Consider the following 18298-nt stretch of genomic DNA (forward strand, 5'->3'; position numbering starts at 1 on the left):
TTAATAAGATTATGATTTTATTTATTACTTTTAAATTTGATTAATGCATACTTTTACTTCCATTGATTTTGAATTGGCTACCTCGGAATATACGAGCGTATGTGCCGTGGGTTTAGTGAGTGTAGTGGATGGTGTGATAGCAAATGAATTTTATAGTTTGGTCCAGCCACCGGCAAATAAATACATGTGGCAAACCACGCGTGTACATGGCATAAGACCTAAAGACACCCAACATTCGCCTACTTTTGAGGAATTGTTCCCTGCTATTTTGCCATTAATATATGGGCAAAATATGGTAGCACATAATGAAGAGCTGGATCGTAAAGTTTTGCGCCAAACAATGCAATACTATGGGCTGGAATACGATGAGTTGGAATTAAAGCAAACTTGGGATTGTACAAGCAAAATTTATAAAAAATTAGGGTTTGAAAAGACCAAGCTTAGTATAGTTTGTAAAATTATGGATGTTGAAATAAAGCCGCATGATGCGCTTTCGGACGCAAGAGCATGTGCCGAGCTTTACCTTAAAAGAAATCGCGCAAAAGAAATGCTGACGGTTTTTCAACAATTGCACCCTTAATAATGTTTAAAGAGATAAATTCAATTATGGAAGTTAAAATAGAGAATAAATCAATGAAAAAAGATTATAATCCAGGGCCAAGAGTAGGAATAACTTTTTCAACTTTTGACTTACTGCATGCAGGACATATTATGATGCTGGCAGAAGCCAAACGCCAATGCGATTATCTTATTTGCGGACTTCAAATGGATCCTACCTTAGACCGTCCCGATAAAAACGCACCTACGCAAACCGTAGTTGAACGTTATATTCAGTTAAGAGGATGTCAATATGTAGATGAAATTGTTCCCTATTCTACCGAGCAGGATTTAGAGGATATCTTAAGGTCTTTTAAACTTGATGTAAGAATTGTGGGCGATGAATATAAAGATAGGGATTTTACTGGTCGTAAATATTGTGAGGATAAAGGTATTGAATTATACTTCAACAGCAGAGATCATAGATTCTCTAGTTCAGGGCTCAGAAAAATAGTGGCTCAGAAAGAAGCCGAGAAAGTGGATAAAGACTAATAATTGCTTTTTTTGTGAAAGTGCGTTTGAGGTAAATCCCTTTTAAGGCTAAATAAATTTCAGTATCTACTTACCTAGTGATGTATTTTATCTGTTTTAGATATTAACTTTATAAGTTACTTTATAGGATTATGATATTTGATAAGGAAAAGCAATAACGATTCTATCTTAAAAATATCACAGAAAAAAATACGCTATTCAAAATAAAATGTCCCATAAAAAATATTTTTTCGGGGCATTTTATTTTATAAGAAAAATAGTAACAATGTAAATTTTCATAGGAGTGCATATGTGAGAAAAAGCACAATGCCGCAATATTGAGCAATGCAGGAGGGGAAACTTATTTATCCACTAATTAATGCTACATTGGCCTCTTGCTTTTCCATGTACCAATAAAATTGTTCCTCCATACTGTAAAGCAAGCCATATCTAGGGGTCATTCCAAAAAAATACATTATTAATTAGGCCGCTATAAAAAAGCATTTGCGTATCAGAGGTTACATTAGCTCTTAAAATCGTTGTTTTCGCAAAAGAAACGAAAACAATTTTTTAAGTTAGTGATATCTAAATTTCACCAGTTAAATTGTAATAAATACTAAAAAGAAAGCCGATATGGAGATTGTTTATATGCCGTAGTTATTTTATAGAACTGCTAATTTAGGTCTCAGTAAGTACATTTTCATCATACATTAAAAAGGCCATCTCTATTTTGAGACGGCCTTTTCATTTACCAAATCTATTTTTCTCATACGTATGAAACGCAAATGTATGAATATAAATGGTATATTTTAATATAATTGATAGTAAAAACAGAATTTTTCAAAAATCTAATTATATTGCAGTACCAAATTATTAAACCATTATCCACCATGACATAATACCTGAACTTAAATTCATATGCATAGTAACTGCTGTGAATATTCTTTTTTCCTATTAAATTTGAAATAACATTAACTCTTTGAGAGCGCCTAAGATTTTTAATGCAATTGTCTCTAGTAGCGCACTTATATAAATAATTAATCCATATGAAAATAGCCGTTGTAGGAACTGGTTATGTAGGCTTGTCAAATGCCATACTTTTGTCCCAGCACAATGAAGTTGTCGCATTAGATATTGTTCCTGAAAAAGTAAAAATGCTTAATGAAAAAGTTTCCCCGATTGAGGATCCGGAAATTATTGAATATTTATCCCGCAAAGAACTAAATTTTAAGGCGACTCTAGATAAGCATTTAGCTTATTCGGGAGCCGAGTATGTCATCGTTGCTACACCAACAGATTATGACCCTAAAACAAATTATTTTAACACAAGTAGTGTAGAATCTGTGATTGAGGAAGTAAAAGTTTATAACCCTCAGGCAGTAATTATTATTAAATCTACTGTGCCCGTAGGATTTGTGGAATCTATAAAGGAAAAATTGGGATTTGATAATATTATATTTTCTCCCGAATTCTTACGTGAAGGAAAAGCGCTTTACGATAATTTATATCCATCGAGAATTATTATAGGAGAAAAAAGCGAGCGTGCTGAAGTTTTTGCTAGTTTATTACAGCAGGGGGCAGTAAAGAAAGATGTTCCCATATTATTTACAAATCCTACAGAAGCAGAGGCCATAAAATTGTTTTCTAACACGTACTTAGCGATGCGTGTTGCTTATTTTAATGAGCTGGATAGTTACGCGCAAATATATAATTTGAATAGTAGACAGATTATTGAAGGGGTCGGTCTAGACCCCCGTATAGGTAATCATTATAACAATCCTTCCTTTGGCTACGGTGGCTACTGCTTGCCCAAGGATACTAAGCAATTATTAGCCAATTACGATTCTGTTCCTAACAACCTTATCAAAGCTATCGTAGATGCAAATCGTACGCGTAAAGACTTTATTGCCGAATCTATTCTATCCAAAAATCCAAAAAAAGTAGGCGTTTATCGTCTTATTATGAAATCAGGGTCTGATAATTTTAGGGCTTCAGCAATGCAAGGGATTATGAAAAGGATTAAGGCAAAAGGTATAGAAGTGGTAGTATACGAGCCTGTGTTGCAAGATGAGTTATTTTATGGGTCGAGAGTTTCACATGATTTAGAAACCTTTAAGCAGGAGTGCGACTTGATAATATCTAATCGAACTGCACCTGAACTTGATGATGTACAACATAAATTATACACACGCGATTTATTTGGTAGCGACTAAATAAAGGATAATTTTGTTAAAATTGCAGAAATAGTCATCCGCAGTGAACAATATCTTTGTCAGCTGTTTAAATAGTGGATATAAATCGAAGTATATAATGAGAGTAGTACATGTTATATTAACAGGAGGTGTGGGGAGTAGATTATGGCCTCTATCGCGCAGGCAATCCCCAAAACAATATTTAGATTTATTCGCCGGAAAATCTTTATTTGAGATGACTATAGAGCGTAATAGATTTATAACCGATAATGTCATCATTGTTGGTAATAGAGATAACACACACCTCAGTCATAAAGCAATGGTGAAGTGCGGGCTATCTTATACTAATATTGTTGAAGCGACCCCCCGGAACACTGCAGCGGCAATAGCTTTTGCTGCCCTATCCGTTAATCCGGACGATGTGCTAATCGTTACACCCTCTGATCATATGATAGTGGGGGAGGAAGATTACGGCACTGCCATGCGTCAGGGAATAGAAAAAGCAAAAAAAGGATTTATTGTCACATTTGGTATAAAGCCAACTCGTCCAGAAACTGGTTACGGATATATTGAATATGATGATGATCAAGTCACCTCATTTAGAGAAAAACCCAACCTCGATACTGCAGAAGACTTTCTAGAAAGAGGAAATTTCTTGTGGAACTCGGGCATGTTTTGTTTTCAAGCCTCTGTTTTTTTAGAAGAATTGAGAAACTTTGAGCCTCTAGTTTTTCAGAAAGCTGAGCAGGCATGGCTTGCAAGTAATAAAGGCGTGCTGGATGAGAGTCTATCACTGGAGATTCCATCTATATCGGTCGACTATGCTGTAATGGAGCGTTCAAAAAAAATACGTGTGGTGCCAACAGAATTTTCTTGGTCGGATCTCGGTTCTTATGAGGCGCTATATGATTATTTAATATCCGAGGGGTACCCCAAAGATGACAATGGTAATATTGTAATCGGTACAGAAATTTTCACAGGATTTGTTGGATTAAAGAATACTATATTTGTATATACAAAAGATGCTTTCCTTCTTGTTCAAAAGGAAAAATCACAAGATGTGAAAAAGATTTATAACATGTTGGAAAAGCATCAATCCAAATTATTGGATTAATTCTTAACTTTTCTGGCACATGGATAAAAAAAGTAAAATCTATATAGCAGGTCACCGTGGAATGGTAGGCTCTGCTATATGGAGGCAATTAGAACAAGAAGGCTATAAAAATTTAATTGGCGCTACCAGTAAAGAATTGGACTTACGCCAGCAACAAGCCGTTTCGGATTTTTTCAAAGCAGAGAAGCCAGATGTGGTTATAGATGCGGCTGCTCGTGTAGGGGGGATATTAGCTAATAGTACCTATCCCTATCAATTTTTGATGGAGAATCTACAGATTCAAAACAACCTCATTGAATCCTCGCTCGCAGGCAATGTGGAGAAGTTCGTGTTTTTGGGGTCTTCTTGTATTTATCCAAAATTGGCACCTCAGCCCCTTAAGGAAGAATATCTTCTGACAGGCAGCCTGGAGCCAACTAATGAAGCCTATGCTTTAGCAAAAATTGCGGGCATAAAAGCCTGCCAGGCTATTCGCCAGCAATTTGGTAAAGATTATGTAAGCCTGATGCCTACTAATTTGTATGGTACACATGATAATTTCGATCTTGCCACCTCTCACGTGTTGCCAGCTATGATACGTAAATTCCATGACGCTAAATTGAGTAACCATGCTACAGTTACTCTTTGGGGAACGGGAGCGCCCCTGCGTGAATTCTTATTTGTAGATGATATGGCTGCTTCCGTTATTTTTGCTTTGGAAAATAAACTCCCTGAGCACCTATACAACGTAGGGACAGGAGAAGATCTAACAATAAAAGCTCTAGCAGAGTTGATACAGCAAATCGTTGGTCACAAGGGACAAATTCAGTGGGACTCCGGCAAGCCTGATGGCACTCCACGCAAGCTCATGGACGTTTCTAAAATGCATAACTTAGGATGGAAACATCAGGTTGAGCTAAAAGAGGGCATCCAAAGAACCTACCAATGGTTCTTAGACAATCGACAAAACATTAAAGAAATTAAAATATAATACATGAAAACGGCATTAATAACGGGGGTAACAGGTCAGGACGGGTCCTATTTAGCCGAACTTCTTTTAGAGAAAGGCTATATGGTCCATGGGGTTAAGCGCCGCTCATCATCTTTTAATACGCAGCGTATAGATCACCTATACCAAGATCTGCACGAAAAGAATGTTACCTTCCGATTGCATTATGGTGACTTGACCGACTCAACAAATATAATTCGAATCATTCAGGAGGTGCAACCCGACGAGATTTATAATCTTGGTGCGATGTCACACGTGAAAGTCTCTTTTGACTCCCCTGAATATGTAGGTAATGTAGATGCTTTAGGTACATTACGCGTATTGGAAGCAGTACGTATTTTAGGTTTAGAGAAAAAAACAAGAATATATCAAGCTTCCACTTCCGAGCTATACGGTGGAATGCCTGAAAACAAAAATGAGCGTGGTTTTTATGATGAAAATTCACCCTTTTATCCACGCTCGCCATATGGTGTAGCAAAAATTTACGGCTTCTGGATTACCAAAAATTACAGGGAAGCATACAATATATATGCGTGTAATGGTATTCTCTTTAACCACGAATCTCCAAGACGTGGAGAGACCTTCGTTACGCGCAAAATTACCATGGCTACAGCGGCTATTGCGCTCGGGAAGCAAGATTGCCTATTCTTGGGTAACCTCAATGCGCTGCGCGATTGGGGACATGCTAAGGATTATGTGGAGGCAATGTGGCGTATCCTGCAGCAGGACACCCCTGAAGATTATGTTATTGCTACAGGAGCAACCACCTCGGTTAGAGACTTTGTTCGCTATGCTTTTGAGGAGGTTGGTGTCGATCTTGCTTTCGAAGGCGAACAAGAAAATGAGGTGGCGCGGGTAGTGAAGTGCCATAACCCGGAATTTCAACTCGAAGAGGGTAAAATTGTTGTTAAAGTGGATCCAAGATATTACAGGCCCACAGAGGTGGATCTTTTAATTGGTGACCCTACCAAAGCGAAAACCAAATTAGGATGGGTTCCTCAATACGATCTTCAAGCTTTGGTAAGAGAGATGGTAGCCACTGATCTACAATTGCTGAAATTTAGTTCCAATGCAAATTGGGAAAACAATGTGCTATAATTAATATAATCTATCCTATACATATGAAAAAAATATTGATCACTGGAGGTGCTGGTTTTATAGGCTCTCATGTTGTTAGAGAGTTTGTGAAGAATTATCCGAATTATCATATTATTAATTTGGATGCGCTTACATATGCTGGTAATCTGGAGAACTTAAGGGATATTGAGCACGAATCGAACTATACCTTTATCAAGGCTGATATAACTGATGCAGATCATATCCTTCATATGTTTAAGGAAAACAAGCCTGATGGTGTGATACATCTAGCTGCAGAATCCCATGTAGATAGATCTATTACAAATCCTACGGCATTTGTGATGACAAATGTTGTCGGAACGGTGAATTTGTTGAATGCGGCAAAGGAAATCTGGAAGGATGATTATGCGGATAAAAGATTTCACCACGTATCTACGGATGAGGTGTATGGCACTTTGGGAGAAGAGGGGCTGTTTTCCGAAACGACTCCTTACGATCCGCATTCCCCTTATTCTGCATCAAAAGCGTCATCAGACCATTTTGTGCGTGCATATCATGATACGTATGGATTGCCCATCGTAGTCACCAATTGTTCGAATAATTATGGTCCTAATCATTTTCCCGAAAAATTAATTCCTTTGTGTATTCACAATGTCTTGAATAATAGGCCTCTTCCGATATATGGAGATGGTAAATTCACAAGAGACTGGTTGTTTGTAAAGGACCACGCCAAGGCCATTGATCTTGTCTTTCATAACGGTAAAAATGGAGATAGCTATAATGTAGGTGGTTTTAATGAGTGGCAGAACATAGATTTGGTACGTGAGTTGTGCCGTCAGATGGACATTAAACTGAATCGTCCTGAAGGGACATCTGCAAAGTTAATAACCTTCGTAAAAGACCGCCCTGGACATGACTTGCGCTATGCAATAGATGCCACTAAAATAAATAAAGAATTAGGATATAAACCTTCTGTCACATTTGAAGAAGGGTTATCCATCACCATTGATTGGTTTTTAAACAACCAAGACTGGCTTGATAATGTTACGTCTGGGGAATATCAGAAGTATTATGAGAACCAGTATAAGTCATAAATGACTTTAAAATAAAATGAAGGTAATAGAGACAAAACTAAAAGGCTGTTTTATAATAGAGCCTACTATATTTGAAGATATCAGAGGATATTTTTACGAATCTTTCAATAAATCAAAATTTGAGGCATTAACAGGTATGTCTTCTGAATTTGTACAAGACAATCAGTCCAAATCGCTATATGGTGTAGTGAGAGGTCTTCATCAGCAGTTGGGGGAGTATGCGCAGGCCAAATTAGTGCGCGTTTTGGAAGGTAAGGTGCTAGATGTGGCGGTAGATGTGCGCGAAGGATCAACTACTTATGGTGAGCATGTGGCAGTAGAGTTGTCTGCTGAAAATAATAAACAAATGTATATTCCACGTGGATTTCTTCATGGCTTCGCTGTACTTTCTAAGACAGCTACTTTTTTCTATAAATGCGACAACCAATACAATAAAGAAGCCGAAGATGGTGTGCATCCTTTAGATGCAACTCTTGCGATTGATTGGACATTGCCCCAAGAACATATTATATTATCCGAAAAAGATAAAGTAGCACGACCATTCCAATAAGAGATGAAAAAAGTATTGGTAACAGGAGCAAATGGTCAATTGGGAATGGAGCTAAAGGATATGCTTAGCACTTCATCCATTCCTTTTATTCCTATTTATGCGGATAGAACTATTCTTACATTGGAGAAGGTAGAAGAAATTGAGCTGATTTTAAACCAACTGCAACCCGACATTATTGTACATGCTGGTGCCTATACTGCTGTGGATAAAGCTGAAGCAGAGCCTATACTGGCCGATGCTGTAAATCATTTGGCTACAGCAGAGATAGCAAAGTACTGTGGGAAAAATAATAAGAAGCTTATCGCTATTTCTACGGATTATGTATTCGATGGATCATTTTCATCTCCTATAGCAGAAGATGCGCCAACCCAACCTATCAATGTATACGGTAGAACAAAAAGGGATGCGGAACAAGCTATTGCTGCATATTGCCCGGATGGAATAATTATCCGTACATCCTGGGTATACTCGGTTTATGGGAATAATTTTGTCAAGACTATGCTACGTCTCATGCAACAGAGAACGAAAATTTCTGTTATTGATGATCAGATTGGGTCACCTACTTATGCCAAGAATTTAGCTCGAGCTATTATGACGATATTGCTTTCGGACGTGTGGATAGGGGGAATATACCATTATTCCGATGAAGGAAGAATCTCTTGGTATGACTTTGCATTAGCGATAAAGGAAGCTGCAGAATTAAATTGCACCATACACCCTATTCCTACTTCTTCGTACCCTACGCCAGCTCAAAGACCCAAATTTTCGATGCTGGAAAAATCAAAAATAAAAGATACTTTTAATGTTAAAGTTCCCGCGTGGAAAGATAGTCTTCAAGAAATGCTGCGAAACTTAAAAACATCAAATCTATGAAAGGAATAATACTTGCTGGTGGCTCAGGTACTCGTCTACACCCTCTTACTTTGGCGGTGTCCAAACAGCTAATGCCTGTGTATGATAAACCCATGATATATTACCCGCTGTCGACCCTTATGTTGGCTGGGATAAAGGAGATACTTATTATTTCCACACCTCAGGATTTGCCACAGTTCGAAAAACTACTGGGGGATGGTTCCTCATTGGGCTGCAAGTTTAGCTATAAAGCACAGCCTTCACCGGATGGATTAGCACAGGCTTTTATTTTAGGGGAAGAGTTTATAGGCAAGGATAAGGTAGCGCTGATCCTAGGTGATAATATTTTCTACAGCTCGGGATTATCCAAACTATTACAATCCTGTGCAGATCCAGATGGAGGTGTGGTCTTTGCGTATTCGGTACAGGACCCAGAGCGCTATGGTGTAGTAGAATTTGATGAATACAATAATGTTGTTTCTATTGAAGAAAAACCTACTCAGCCCAAATCAAATTATGCGGTTCCTGGAATCTATTTTTATGATAATGATGTAGTGGAAATAGCAAAAAATATTAAACCTTCAGCTCGAGGAGAATTGGAAATTACCGATGTCAATAAGGAATACCTCAAGCGCGGAAAACTAAAAGTAGGGGTTTTCAATCGTGGTACAGCTTGGTTGGATACTGGAACTGTACAATCGCTTATGCAGGCAGGTCAATTTGTGCAAGTAATAGAAGAACGCCAAGGAATGAAAATCGGAGCCATAGAAGAAGTAGCTTACAGAATGGGCTATATAAATAAAGACCAGTTATTAAAGATAGCAGAACCCTTATGTAAATCTGGCTATGGAGAATACTTAGTTCGCATTGCGAAATAGGTAAAATATCGAGCCGTTATATTCAGAAAAGATAGAATTTCTTTTCTAATCCACTCTATTATGATTCTTCCCGGAAACCAAATTGCTAATTTCTGAGCTGTTGTTCCCCAATTGGCCAGTGGCAGGGTATGCGGACCAAGGAACGGGATCGAAGGCTTATTAACGAAAGATTGAGCCGCGAAAGAGCAGAAGCGATATATAATGTGTTAGTGCGTGAGTTTGGTGTTCCAGCTTCGCAATTGACCATTAGCTATTTTGGAGGTGTGGACAATATGTATTACGATGATCCTCGTTTGAGTCGCGCTGTAATTGTATTAGGAAGATAAGTATTTTAAAGTCTGCGATAGCAGACTTTATTTAGTTAGATACCCCAATTTTTTCGAAAAAACATTAAACTAAAAGAGTATAGAAGTAGGTACCTAATTATTTTCGGCTGAAAATAGGAAAAAATCCATTAAAAGCCCTATTTTTACGCCATAATAAATTATAATAAATCACTAGTGTCCCAGTAAAATCGGGACGTTTTAAAAATTAAATAAATTTGGCCCATTAAGGTCAGTTCGTTCTTTGTCATATTGAAATTTAGTTTTGCTAAAGAGCTCACGCAAGTTGGTTTTATCGGTCAATGAGATGCTTAATATCTGTAGCACTTCGTACGTACTTCTGTCCAGTTTCATGTCGTGCTGAACCATGGCCACTAGGCAGTAGGTACAGATGGCAGCATAGACCTGTATCCGAACTGCGTTCTCAGTAGTACCCCAAAACTTTTTGATTTTAAGGTGCTGTTTTAGCCATTTGAAGAATAATTCTACCTGCCAGCGGTTCTTGTAAAGATCCGCGACCTGCAGAGCTGATATGTGGGTGGCATTGGTCAAAAAGACTAACTCTCTTTCCTGCTGTTCATCCCAGTATTTGACCAGCCGAAGTGTTCCGGGGTAATACTGTTTTGGATAAAATCCGCTCAATCCGATCGTTAGATCTGAAAGCACATTTTTGGGCAATCTGCGTTTCCATTTGATGGTTTTGTACTGCAGATTAGTCTTTGCCCTGATCACGAAATATGCTCCTATCTGTTGAATCTTATATAGCAACTTAAAGTTATTGTACGCCCGGTCAAATATATAATATGACCCTGATTCATAAGGTATTTGATTCATGACTTTTGAATCGTGAACGGAAGCTTCGGTGATATGAAAGAATGCAGGTATCTGCGTTTCCACATCATACAATGTGTGTACTTTGATACCTCCCTTTCTCCTGCGAAACTTTGCCCACCAGAACACGGAAAGACAGAGATCGATCGTTGTCGAATCGAAAGCATACACGTTCCCACCTAACTCGAAGATCTTGGTGGATCTGGTTTCTCTGGCCTGGTTGACCAAGTAATAGGCGTACTCCTCAAAGATATGGTAATCCCTGTCCTGGTTGGCTCTGGCCAACGATGATCTGGAGACATTCTTGCCCATTCCTAGATGATAGCATTTGGATTGGTGGGCATCAAGTGCGATCACCAAATCCCGCAGACTTTCACGGTTGGAAAGTTGTCCGAACATTAATGCAAGCAATTGGTTCCAGCAAGTGAAGTGCTTAACATACTTGTCTCCATTATACTTGGCTACGATACGATTAAACTTACTGCGGTTGAGAAACGAGGCCAACTGGGCGAAAACATATTTATCTTGAAACATAGACTGTCAGATTCATCTGACACAAAACTATGTTTTCAAGTCCGTTCGGTCTAAAAACACCCGTAACTAACTATATTTCAAATATTTCAAAGAACAATTTCAGATTTTAATGGGACAGCAATGGCCTTCTGTTATAAGTTCTTTGGGAGTTTTAGACACAGCTTTTTTAGTCAGGGAGGCTAACCTTCTAGGTGTAGTTTTAAGGCTTTCTGCATAAAACGATATATGTTTTTCTTTGTGGACATGTTTGTCTATTAGCTCGTAAAAATTCCATAGTAAACTGTTATCCACATGGGTCAACGGAGAGACCACGTTAATTTGGTTTTCTGTAAGTTTCAGATAAACATAAATTATAATTTGGCGAATAATCAGATGAACTAAATCTTTTATCAAAGGTGAATTGCTGTAATTCTCAAAGGCTTGCTTGAGTTGGTTATTTGCAAACTGAGAAAAGGAAATGTAATCCGGTGGAATACTTACTTTTAAATATCCGCCTTCCGATTCAACTATCCCCATTAGTTGAGGTAGCAATATGCTGTCATTTTGAGCCTGCGAATAGAAACCTTCAGAAAAAAATAAATAATGATATGGTGATTTCTCTTGGAAGTTGACACGCGCATTCAACTGGGGTCCTATAATTAATACCGTATGAGGTTCGATTTCTACACAGTCATCTTCAATTATAATAGAGCTTGCCTTATTGTCCGTAGTTATTATATTCAAATAGGATTTAGCAAGATTTGAATCTGCGGATGGTATAAATATTGACGGATCTATATACTGAATTCCGTATTCCATATAATGTTGAATTTAAATTTAAAATATCTACTAGCTCAATCAGCGAATAGTGGTTCGTTTTCACTTTTAAGTAGTATGGTCTGGTTTGCTCGTCTTATAGGTTATTCCCAAATACTTAAACTACAATACGTTGTATGTCAAGTGCTGATGAAAACCCTATAAGAGTTTAGCAAATATAAATAGATTCAGATGTATTCGATCTAATATCATTCACTATAAAAAGTAATATTAATTACTTCTTTGATGTCGCATATCTGCATTTCATTTCGTGTAACATATACATAGGTCATGTTGCTTATAACTATCGATAGAGTTATATTTGCATATAAATTAAATTTGTTTAATTTAATGGCGCGAATGTTGTTAGTATTAATTTTAATGACTATTTTCTAGATTTTATATATGGGATTTTTTTCTAGCTTATTTAACCGTAAAAAGGACGATAAAGAAGTGGTACGCTCGATGGGTAAGCTTTCTTTTTTAGAAGTGGATATGCACAATCATTTACTCCCTGGCATTGATGATGGAGCACAAACTTTAGAAGATTCTTTAGAACTCATAAGAGGTCTTAATACGTTAGGATTTAATAAATATATTTGTACACCGCATGTTATGGCGGATTTATATCCAAATACAAAAAGTACCATTCAAGCGGCATATACTAGTTTAGAAGAGACTCTCCAAAATTCCAAGAATAAAGCTGTTATATTCTCTGCCGCAGAGCATATGATTGATGAACAAATAAGCCCTCTGATAGATAAAGATAATTTGTGCGTGATGCCGGGTGGATATGTACTTATAGAAATGTCCTACCTAGCGGAATCCAATGCGCTTTTTAAAACGATCATGGACATTCAGAATCTTGGTTATAAACCGATTCTAGCACATCCTGAAAGATATAATTATTATCACTATAATTTTGATATGTATAAGCAGATAAAAGATGCAGGATGTCTTTTACAACTCAATCTTTTATCAATTAGTCGTTATTACGGTACAGAAGTCAAGGTGGCAGCCCTTACCATGCTTAAGTCTGGAATGTATGATTTTGTGGGTACAGATCTACACCATAAGAAACAATTATTTGCGCTTCAGGATGTCGTAGCAAAATACCCTGTTCGAGATTTATTAAGAACCTGTACTATATTGAACCCTACTTTACTTGATCATATGGAGGGGAATAATAGTATAGCAGTAGGATAAGTAATATTTCTGCTGTAGGGGTATGAGATTATTTTTGTATACCATCTAAACTATATAACATATATTTTGTTCGAGGATGCAGTAACAATTACCATAAATTAGTGTCGTTGTTTTATAGTAAATGTTTATTTACTTTTTATTGCACCTATGAAAAAAATTACCGTGTTATATGTGGATGATGAGGAAAATAATCTATTCTCATTTAAAGCTACTTTCCGCAAAAAATACAATGTCATGACCGCAACAAATGGTAATGACGCACTGGAGATTATAAGGAATAATCAAGTAGAGATCATTATATCAGACCAAAGAATGCCTGGATTAACAGGTGTGGAATTTTTGGAGAAGGTCATTGAAATTAATGCCGAACCTATGCGCATACTACTCACGGGCTATTCAGATATGAGTGCAGTAATTGATGCCGTTAACAAAGGTAAGATATACCATTATCTATCAAAACCTTGGGACCAGAAAGTTTTGGAGGACACAATCGAGGCTGCATACGAAATTTATGCCGCCAGGAAGTCTACGCTTGAAAAATTCTCTCATTTAGAATTATCTAACGAACAGTTGGAATTCCTGTTACGCCAGAAACTTTTGTCTTAACGCAGATATTATTTGCTGGGTATTTTGACAGTAAAGGTTGTTCCTAATCCCAGCTGGGAATCCACTTCAATTGATCCGTTTAACTTCAATAAAGCACTCTTAATATTGTACAAGCCAAATCCCATGCCTGGAGCTTGCGCATTGGCGCGGTAAAATAATTTGAATATTTCCTGATGATCACTTTGAGGTATTCCAATTCCGTTATCCTTAATTTTTATTTTTACAAAACCTTTTGCAACTTGAATGTCTAGCCACACTTGTTTGTTAAGCTCCTCTTTTTTATAATATTTGAATGCATTATTCAGCAAGTTGTATACAATGAGCTCTATTAATGAAAGATCATTCTTAAAAGAAGTGTGCTGATGAACTTCAATATCCAAGTTAATATGATGTTGCTCGGTAGCTATTTGATAAAATGCACGTATGTCTTGGGCAACACGTCTAAAATCTATGTCTCTTAAATTCAGCTCTCCTCGCCTAACCAAATAATAGTCTCTCAGATTTTCAATATATTGATCCAGTATGGATATTGATTTTTGCATAAGAAGTAACATTTCGCTAATTTCTTCTACTCTTTGCAACTCCATAGCGTATGAAATGGCAGAGAGAACACTCGCTAGGGGGTCTCGTAAATCGTGGCTTATGCTATAAGCAAATTTGTCAAGCTCGTGGTAGGCCTGCTGCAACTGGGCATTCCTGCGCTCTAGCATAGAAGTGGCCGAATAGAATTGATTCGCTTCTTCTATAGTGGAAATCACTTCTTCTATTACATAGGGCTTACGGATAAATTTAAATATATTACCCTCATTTATTGCTGCTATTACAATACTCATATCCGCATAAGCCGTCAGTAGTATGCGGATAGGCTGAGGATAGCTACTCTTAATACGTCTAAAAAAATCCACGCCTGATTCTCCGGGCATCTTATAATCGCAGACTATAATTTTGATAGCTGGATTATTTTTTAGAATAATTTCTGCATCCCGGGTATTTGTGACGCCGTGAATGTTATAAAGTAATCTCAAATTCGCCTTAAAGCTATTGATATTATTCTCTTCATCGTCTATATATAGAATATCAATATTTTTCATACTAAATAGTCCTTCTTATACTTGTGATTTGGGAAGTACTATACTAAAAGTAGTACCTACTCCCTGCTCAGAGTCAATGGTAATTTTCCCATTATGGTTTTGGATGGTTTTATAGGCGATAGACATGCCTAAACCAACACCCTTACCAACATCTTTGGTCGTAAAAAACGGCTCAAACACTTTATCTTTTATATCTTCTGGGATTCCAATTCCGTTGTCGGTAATTTTTATGATGACTTGCTCGCCAGCAGGGTCATATATAGTTTCTACTTTTATTATCCCTTGAGCACTCGAAGGAAACTTTTGCTCTATGGCATTAATGGCATTGGAAAAAATATTTAAAAAGACTTGGTTCATTTTCCCGGCATAACATTCTACTAATGGAATATCTCCGTATTCCTTTACTACGCTAACTTTATCTTTTAATAGACTGTTCAAGATAACAAGCGTGGACTCCAAACCCTCGTTAATATCTGTCGATTTTAAAGCGTCTTCATCCACTCTAGAAAATATCCTTAAACTCTTAACTATTTCTGCAGTCCGTGTTGCACCCTCATGCATTCCCTTTAATAAAAATTCAATTTCTGTTTTTAGATAGTCTAAATCTTGTTCCTGGCTATAATTTTTTATTAGCAGCTCTTTCTGCTCTGGTGATAGGTTCGTATCTGTTGCGATTTTTTCCAATTCTTCAATTACTTCCCATAAAACCTGTATATCCCTTTTTAAGGGGGCCACATTAGAAGTTACGAAGTTAATGGGATTATTTATTTCATGTGCCACGCCTGCTGTTAACTGCCCTAGGGAGGCCATTTTTTCCGCCTCTACTAGTTGACTTTGTGTTTCTTTTAGGTGCTTTAATGTGGACTCTAACGATTCATTGGCATTGGTTAAATCTTGCGTTCTTTCCAATACCTTTCTCTCTAGCTCAATATTTTGAACGCGGACAAGGTGCTCTTTTTCTAACAGAATCTTCAACGCTTTGGCTTGGGATTCTTCTTTTTCACGTCTATAAATGTTGATTTTATCCGCTAGGGCAAAAGATAAAAGTAATGCTTCAATAGAAACGCCGATTTGAACGGCCTGGTTGGTGAAATCTGTATAAGGTAGAATCTGGTAATCTTTTAAAACATATATGATAACACTACCAAGAAAAATACCCCAAGCCACTAAAAACAATTTAGCGGATTTATTTCCTGCCCGCAGCGCCTTGTACCCTACAGCAAAAACGCATACGGAACCTACGGCCGCCACGAAATTTACTAATTGATAACTTATTGTTGGAAAGCCTACAAATAATATCAAGATAGCAGCAATATCTCCTGCAAGTATAATATTTAATAGAACGGTTAGCCTATAACTGTATGCCTTTATATTTAAAAAGGATTTTACAAATATGATTGACGCAATGCCCGACATTGCTCCACCAAAAGTTATAAGGTGTATGGTGGAAAAGGGTATAAAGGAATTCAAACGTGTAAAAACACCTAATATGGCGAGTTGGACTAAGGCTACCCAAAAAATATAATGAACAAATGCTAAGTAATGTTCGTCCCTAACGCCCCAGTAAATAAATAAATTATATAACAATACGATGAGCATAATGCCAATGAAAACGCCTGCAGCTAGGTCATATCGAATAATCTCACGTACCACTTTTCCCTTGGCGGATAATGAAACCGGTATGATTAACTGTTTTGTGCTTTTAATTTTTACAAAACAAGTTACCGTGTCATTTAATCCTGCGGCAATATCAAATGCGTAAAATTGATGCTGCACAGCTCTAGTAGTTAATGGGTCATCAATGGTCGCTTTTACGCTGTCGATCCTATCGTTAAATACACGATAAAAAGTTACTTCATCTATAGTTGGATTGGAAATATAAATCAGTAGTCTTTGATCAGGGGTGTCATTAATAAATTTTAAATGCAGCCAATTGTTATTTTCCGTAACTCCTAGATTTGGTACGTCGCCCCAGTTATAATCAAATTTCTGCTTACTGCTAAGAAGGTTATGGACAGTAGCTGTATTACTAGGGTCTTGTAAGACACCTAGATAATTCCCTATAAACCTTTTACTATTCAGTTCGCTCAATTTAAAGGTATGATGGGCGGAGAGATTCAAGGAAAAGACAGTGAGAATAACACTGATAAATATTTTTAAATACTTATACATAGTAAACTTCGTGCTAAAATTATATAAACTATTATAGTAGGTTATTCTTGTAGCGCTTTTTGAACAGATCAACCTCACTATATTTTATTGACTCAAGAATTGATCCTATTGGCAAAGTGAAATTTAAAAAGTAAAGCGTGATACTATTTACCACTTGATAAACTACATTTAACCCTGCTTTGCGTATCAATTTGTAGAAATATTTTTTGCTACACCCCAAAAATATTAGGTCATTTAGATGAATGTAAAGTTAAACCTATGCAGGGACAATTACTTAAAGTCCTCCTCAAAATATTTATCCAGTAAACTATAAAATGTATGTTTATCGATAGGCTTTACCAGGTAATCCTTTAAAAAAGGGAACTCCGACATTTTGTTTTTATCTAAGGAAATCTGTGAAGAACTCACTATATATATGGGAATTTTATATATAAATTCGAAATTATTGTTGACAAGGTTCTCAAGGAGCTGCCATCCATTCATTAGCGGCATATTGATGTCTAAAAATATAATATCGGGCAATAATTCAGGATGTGATTCTATGGAAATGAAATGCTCCCATGCTAATTGACCATTTTCAAATATCTCCGGCGTTATCTCTCTGGAGGTATATTCTTCCAGAAATTTCTTAAACAAGAAATTTAAAATGGCATTATCTTCAATTAGTGTTGCACGAATGGATTTCATTATTTGAATCTTTAGATAAAACCTGCAAGTAGAAAAACATTTTACCAGACATATCGTTGAGAATAATTATTAAATAAAAAGTAACACCTAAGGTGTAATTTGCAAGCATTCAATAGAGATGTAATAGAAATAATAGTACTTTTTAGAGGGTGTAAATTAAACTGTGTCATTAAATAAATACTTATTTTTAGACACAGTATAATGAACAACGAGAAATTTGATTTTGAGCGCTTCAAAGAA

Annotated in this window: 18 protein-coding genes; 13 read left to right on the plus strand and 5 right to left on the minus strand. The window is 36.8% G+C overall.

Features of this window, described 5'->3' with window-relative positions; all coding sequences use genetic code 11:
- Window positions 1-43: 43 nt before the first annotated feature.
- The 11 genes from EDC17_RS11725 (at window position 44) to EDC17_RS11775 (ending at window position 10139) form a co-directional block, all read left to right on the plus strand.
- Window positions 44-580 carry an exonuclease domain-containing protein gene (locus tag EDC17_RS11725; RefSeq protein ID WP_132778260.1) on the plus strand — a complete coding sequence of 179 codons (537 nt, stop codon included), beginning with the start codon at window positions 44-46 and terminating at the stop codon, window positions 578-580.
- 2 nt (window positions 581-582) lie between these two features.
- Entirely contained in the window at window positions 583-1089 is a 507-nt protein-coding gene (locus EDC17_RS11730) for an adenylyltransferase/cytidyltransferase family protein (RefSeq protein ID WP_243646135.1), read from the plus strand.
- Between the two features lie 1025 nt (window positions 1090-2114).
- The gene (locus EDC17_RS11735) at window positions 2115-3281 is read left to right on the plus strand and encodes a nucleotide sugar dehydrogenase (protein ID WP_132778261.1); all 1167 of its coding nucleotides are present in this window, start codon (window positions 2115-2117) and stop codon (window positions 3279-3281) included.
- A gap of 97 nt (window positions 3282-3378) precedes the next feature.
- Entirely contained in the window at window positions 3379-4374 is a 996-nt protein-coding gene (locus tag EDC17_RS11740; RefSeq protein ID WP_165894413.1) for a mannose-1-phosphate guanylyltransferase, read from the plus strand.
- 19 nt (window positions 4375-4393) lie between these two features.
- The gene (locus EDC17_RS11745) at window positions 4394-5344 is read left to right on the plus strand and encodes a GDP-L-fucose synthase family protein (protein WP_132778262.1); all 951 of its coding nucleotides are present in this window, start codon (window positions 4394-4396) and stop codon (window positions 5342-5344) included.
- 3 nt (window positions 5345-5347) lie between these two features.
- Window positions 5348-6460, plus strand: coding sequence for a GDP-mannose 4,6-dehydratase (gene gmd / locus EDC17_RS11750; RefSeq protein ID WP_132778263.1), 1113 nt, complete (start codon window positions 5348-5350; stop codon window positions 6458-6460).
- 23 nt (window positions 6461-6483) lie between these two features.
- The gene (rfbB, locus tag EDC17_RS11755) at window positions 6484-7533 is read left to right on the plus strand and encodes a dTDP-glucose 4,6-dehydratase (protein WP_132778264.1); all 1050 of its coding nucleotides are present in this window, start codon (window positions 6484-6486) and stop codon (window positions 7531-7533) included.
- A gap of 16 nt (window positions 7534-7549) precedes the next feature.
- The gene (gene rfbC, locus EDC17_RS11760; RefSeq protein WP_132778265.1) at window positions 7550-8083 is read left to right on the plus strand and encodes a dTDP-4-dehydrorhamnose 3,5-epimerase; all 534 of its coding nucleotides are present in this window, start codon (window positions 7550-7552) and stop codon (window positions 8081-8083) included.
- A gap of 3 nt (window positions 8084-8086) precedes the next feature.
- Window positions 8087-8956: a dTDP-4-dehydrorhamnose reductase gene (rfbD, locus tag EDC17_RS11765; RefSeq protein WP_132778266.1), complete on the plus strand. Its 870-nt coding sequence runs from the start codon at window positions 8087-8089 to the stop codon at window positions 8954-8956.
- On the plus strand, window positions 8953-9813 hold the full coding sequence (gene rfbA, locus EDC17_RS11770) for a glucose-1-phosphate thymidylyltransferase RfbA (RefSeq protein ID WP_132778267.1): 861 nt from the start codon (window positions 8953-8955) through the stop codon (window positions 9811-9813). Before rfbD ends, rfbA begins: the two co-directional genes overlap by 4 nt.
- Window positions 9814-9941: 128 nt before the next feature.
- Window positions 9942-10139 carry an OmpA family protein gene (locus EDC17_RS11775; RefSeq protein WP_243646136.1) on the plus strand — a complete coding sequence of 66 codons (198 nt, stop codon included), beginning with the start codon at window positions 9942-9944 and terminating at the stop codon, window positions 10137-10139.
- 198 nt (window positions 10140-10337) lie between these two features.
- Here EDC17_RS11775 and EDC17_RS11780 read toward each other — a convergent pair whose 3' ends face one another.
- Both EDC17_RS11780 and EDC17_RS11785 read right to left on the minus strand, forming a co-directional pair.
- On the minus strand, window positions 10338-11501 hold the full coding sequence (locus EDC17_RS11780) for an IS4 family transposase (protein ID WP_132778268.1): 1164 nt from the start codon (window positions 11499-11501) through the stop codon (window positions 10338-10340).
- Window positions 11502-11600: 99 nt separating this feature from the next.
- Window positions 11601-12299 (minus strand): hypothetical protein, encoded by a 699-nt coding sequence (locus EDC17_RS11785; protein WP_132778269.1) that lies wholly within the window; start codon window positions 12297-12299, stop codon window positions 11601-11603.
- A gap of 402 nt (window positions 12300-12701) precedes the next feature.
- Here EDC17_RS11785 and EDC17_RS11790 point away from each other — a divergent pair, with 402 nt between their 5' ends.
- Both EDC17_RS11790 and EDC17_RS11795 read left to right on the plus strand, forming a co-directional pair.
- The gene (locus EDC17_RS11790) at window positions 12702-13502 is read left to right on the plus strand and encodes a tyrosine-protein phosphatase (protein ID WP_243646137.1); all 801 of its coding nucleotides are present in this window, start codon (window positions 12702-12704) and stop codon (window positions 13500-13502) included.
- A 147-nt stretch (window positions 13503-13649) separates the two neighbouring features.
- The gene (locus tag EDC17_RS11795; protein ID WP_132778270.1) at window positions 13650-14108 is read left to right on the plus strand and encodes a response regulator; all 459 of its coding nucleotides are present in this window, start codon (window positions 13650-13652) and stop codon (window positions 14106-14108) included.
- 8 nt (window positions 14109-14116) lie between these two features.
- On the opposite strand, the gene EDC17_RS11800 is transcribed toward EDC17_RS11795, so the two are convergent.
- From EDC17_RS11800 to EDC17_RS11810, 3 genes are all read right to left on the minus strand, one after another.
- Window positions 14117-15199 (minus strand): hybrid sensor histidine kinase/response regulator, encoded by a 1083-nt coding sequence (locus EDC17_RS11800; RefSeq protein ID WP_132778271.1) that lies wholly within the window; start codon window positions 15197-15199, stop codon window positions 14117-14119.
- 15 nt (window positions 15200-15214) lie between these two features.
- On the minus strand, window positions 15215-17371 hold the full coding sequence (locus EDC17_RS17425) for a sensor histidine kinase (protein ID WP_132778272.1): 2157 nt from the start codon (window positions 17369-17371) through the stop codon (window positions 15215-15217).
- Between the two features lie 270 nt (window positions 17372-17641).
- Window positions 17642-18058 carry a response regulator gene (locus EDC17_RS11810; protein ID WP_132778273.1) on the minus strand — a complete coding sequence of 139 codons (417 nt, stop codon included), beginning with the start codon at window positions 18056-18058 and terminating at the stop codon, window positions 17642-17644.
- Between the last annotated feature and the right edge of the window lie 240 nt (window positions 18059-18298).

Origin of the sequence: Sphingobacterium alimentarium, from assembly GCF_004342685.1 — a bacterium.
Classification (GTDB): Bacteria; Bacteroidota; Bacteroidia; order Sphingobacteriales; family Sphingobacteriaceae; genus Sphingobacterium; species Sphingobacterium alimentarium.

Bases quoted from the DNA above. Each gene is read 5' to 3' on its own strand.
- EDC17_RS11810 (WP_132778273.1), bottom strand. From the start codon at position 18,058: ATGAAATCCATTCGTGCAACACTAATTGAAGATAATGCCATTTTAAAT.
- EDC17_RS11735 (WP_132778261.1), top strand. From the start codon at position 2,115: ATGAAAATAGCCGTTGTAGGAACTGGTTATGTAGGCTTGTCAAATGCC.
- EDC17_RS11795 (WP_132778270.1), top strand. From the start codon at position 13,650: ATGAAAAAAATTACCGTGTTATATGTGGATGATGAGGAAAATAATCTA.
- EDC17_RS11790 (WP_243646137.1), top strand. From the start codon at position 12,702: ATGGGATTTTTTTCTAGCTTATTTAACCGTAAAAAGGACGATAAAGAA.
- EDC17_RS17425 (WP_132778272.1), bottom strand. From the start codon at position 17,371: ATGTATAAGTATTTAAAAATATTTATCAGTGTTATTCTCACTGTCTTT.
- EDC17_RS11785 (WP_132778269.1), bottom strand. From the start codon at position 12,299: ATGGAATACGGAATTCAGTATATAGATCCGTCAATATTTATACCATCC.
- rfbB (WP_132778264.1), top strand. From the start codon at position 6,484: ATGAAAAAAATATTGATCACTGGAGGTGCTGGTTTTATAGGCTCTCAT.
- gmd (WP_132778263.1), top strand. From the start codon at position 5,348: ATGAAAACGGCATTAATAACGGGGGTAACAGGTCAGGACGGGTCCTAT.
- EDC17_RS11780 (WP_132778268.1), bottom strand. From the start codon at position 11,501: ATGTTTCAAGATAAATATGTTTTCGCCCAGTTGGCCTCGTTTCTCAAC.
- EDC17_RS11730 (WP_243646135.1), top strand. From the start codon at position 583: ATGTTTAAAGAGATAAATTCAATTATGGAAGTTAAAATAGAGAATAAA.
- rfbC (WP_132778265.1), top strand. From the start codon at position 7,550: ATGAAGGTAATAGAGACAAAACTAAAAGGCTGTTTTATAATAGAGCCT.
- EDC17_RS11800 (WP_132778271.1), bottom strand. From the start codon at position 15,199: ATGAAAAATATTGATATTCTATATATAGACGATGAAGAGAATAATATC.
- EDC17_RS11745 (WP_132778262.1), top strand. From the start codon at position 4,394: ATGGATAAAAAAAGTAAAATCTATATAGCAGGTCACCGTGGAATGGTA.
- rfbD (WP_132778266.1), top strand. From the start codon at position 8,087: ATGAAAAAAGTATTGGTAACAGGAGCAAATGGTCAATTGGGAATGGAG.
- EDC17_RS11740 (WP_165894413.1), top strand. From the start codon at position 3,379: ATGAGAGTAGTACATGTTATATTAACAGGAGGTGTGGGGAGTAGATTA.
- rfbA (WP_132778267.1), top strand. From the start codon at position 8,953: ATGAAAGGAATAATACTTGCTGGTGGCTCAGGTACTCGTCTACACCCT.
- EDC17_RS11725 (WP_132778260.1), top strand. From the start codon at position 44: ATGCATACTTTTACTTCCATTGATTTTGAATTGGCTACCTCGGAATAT.
- EDC17_RS11775 (WP_243646136.1), top strand. From the start codon at position 9,942: ATGCGGACCAAGGAACGGGATCGAAGGCTTATTAACGAAAGATTGAGC.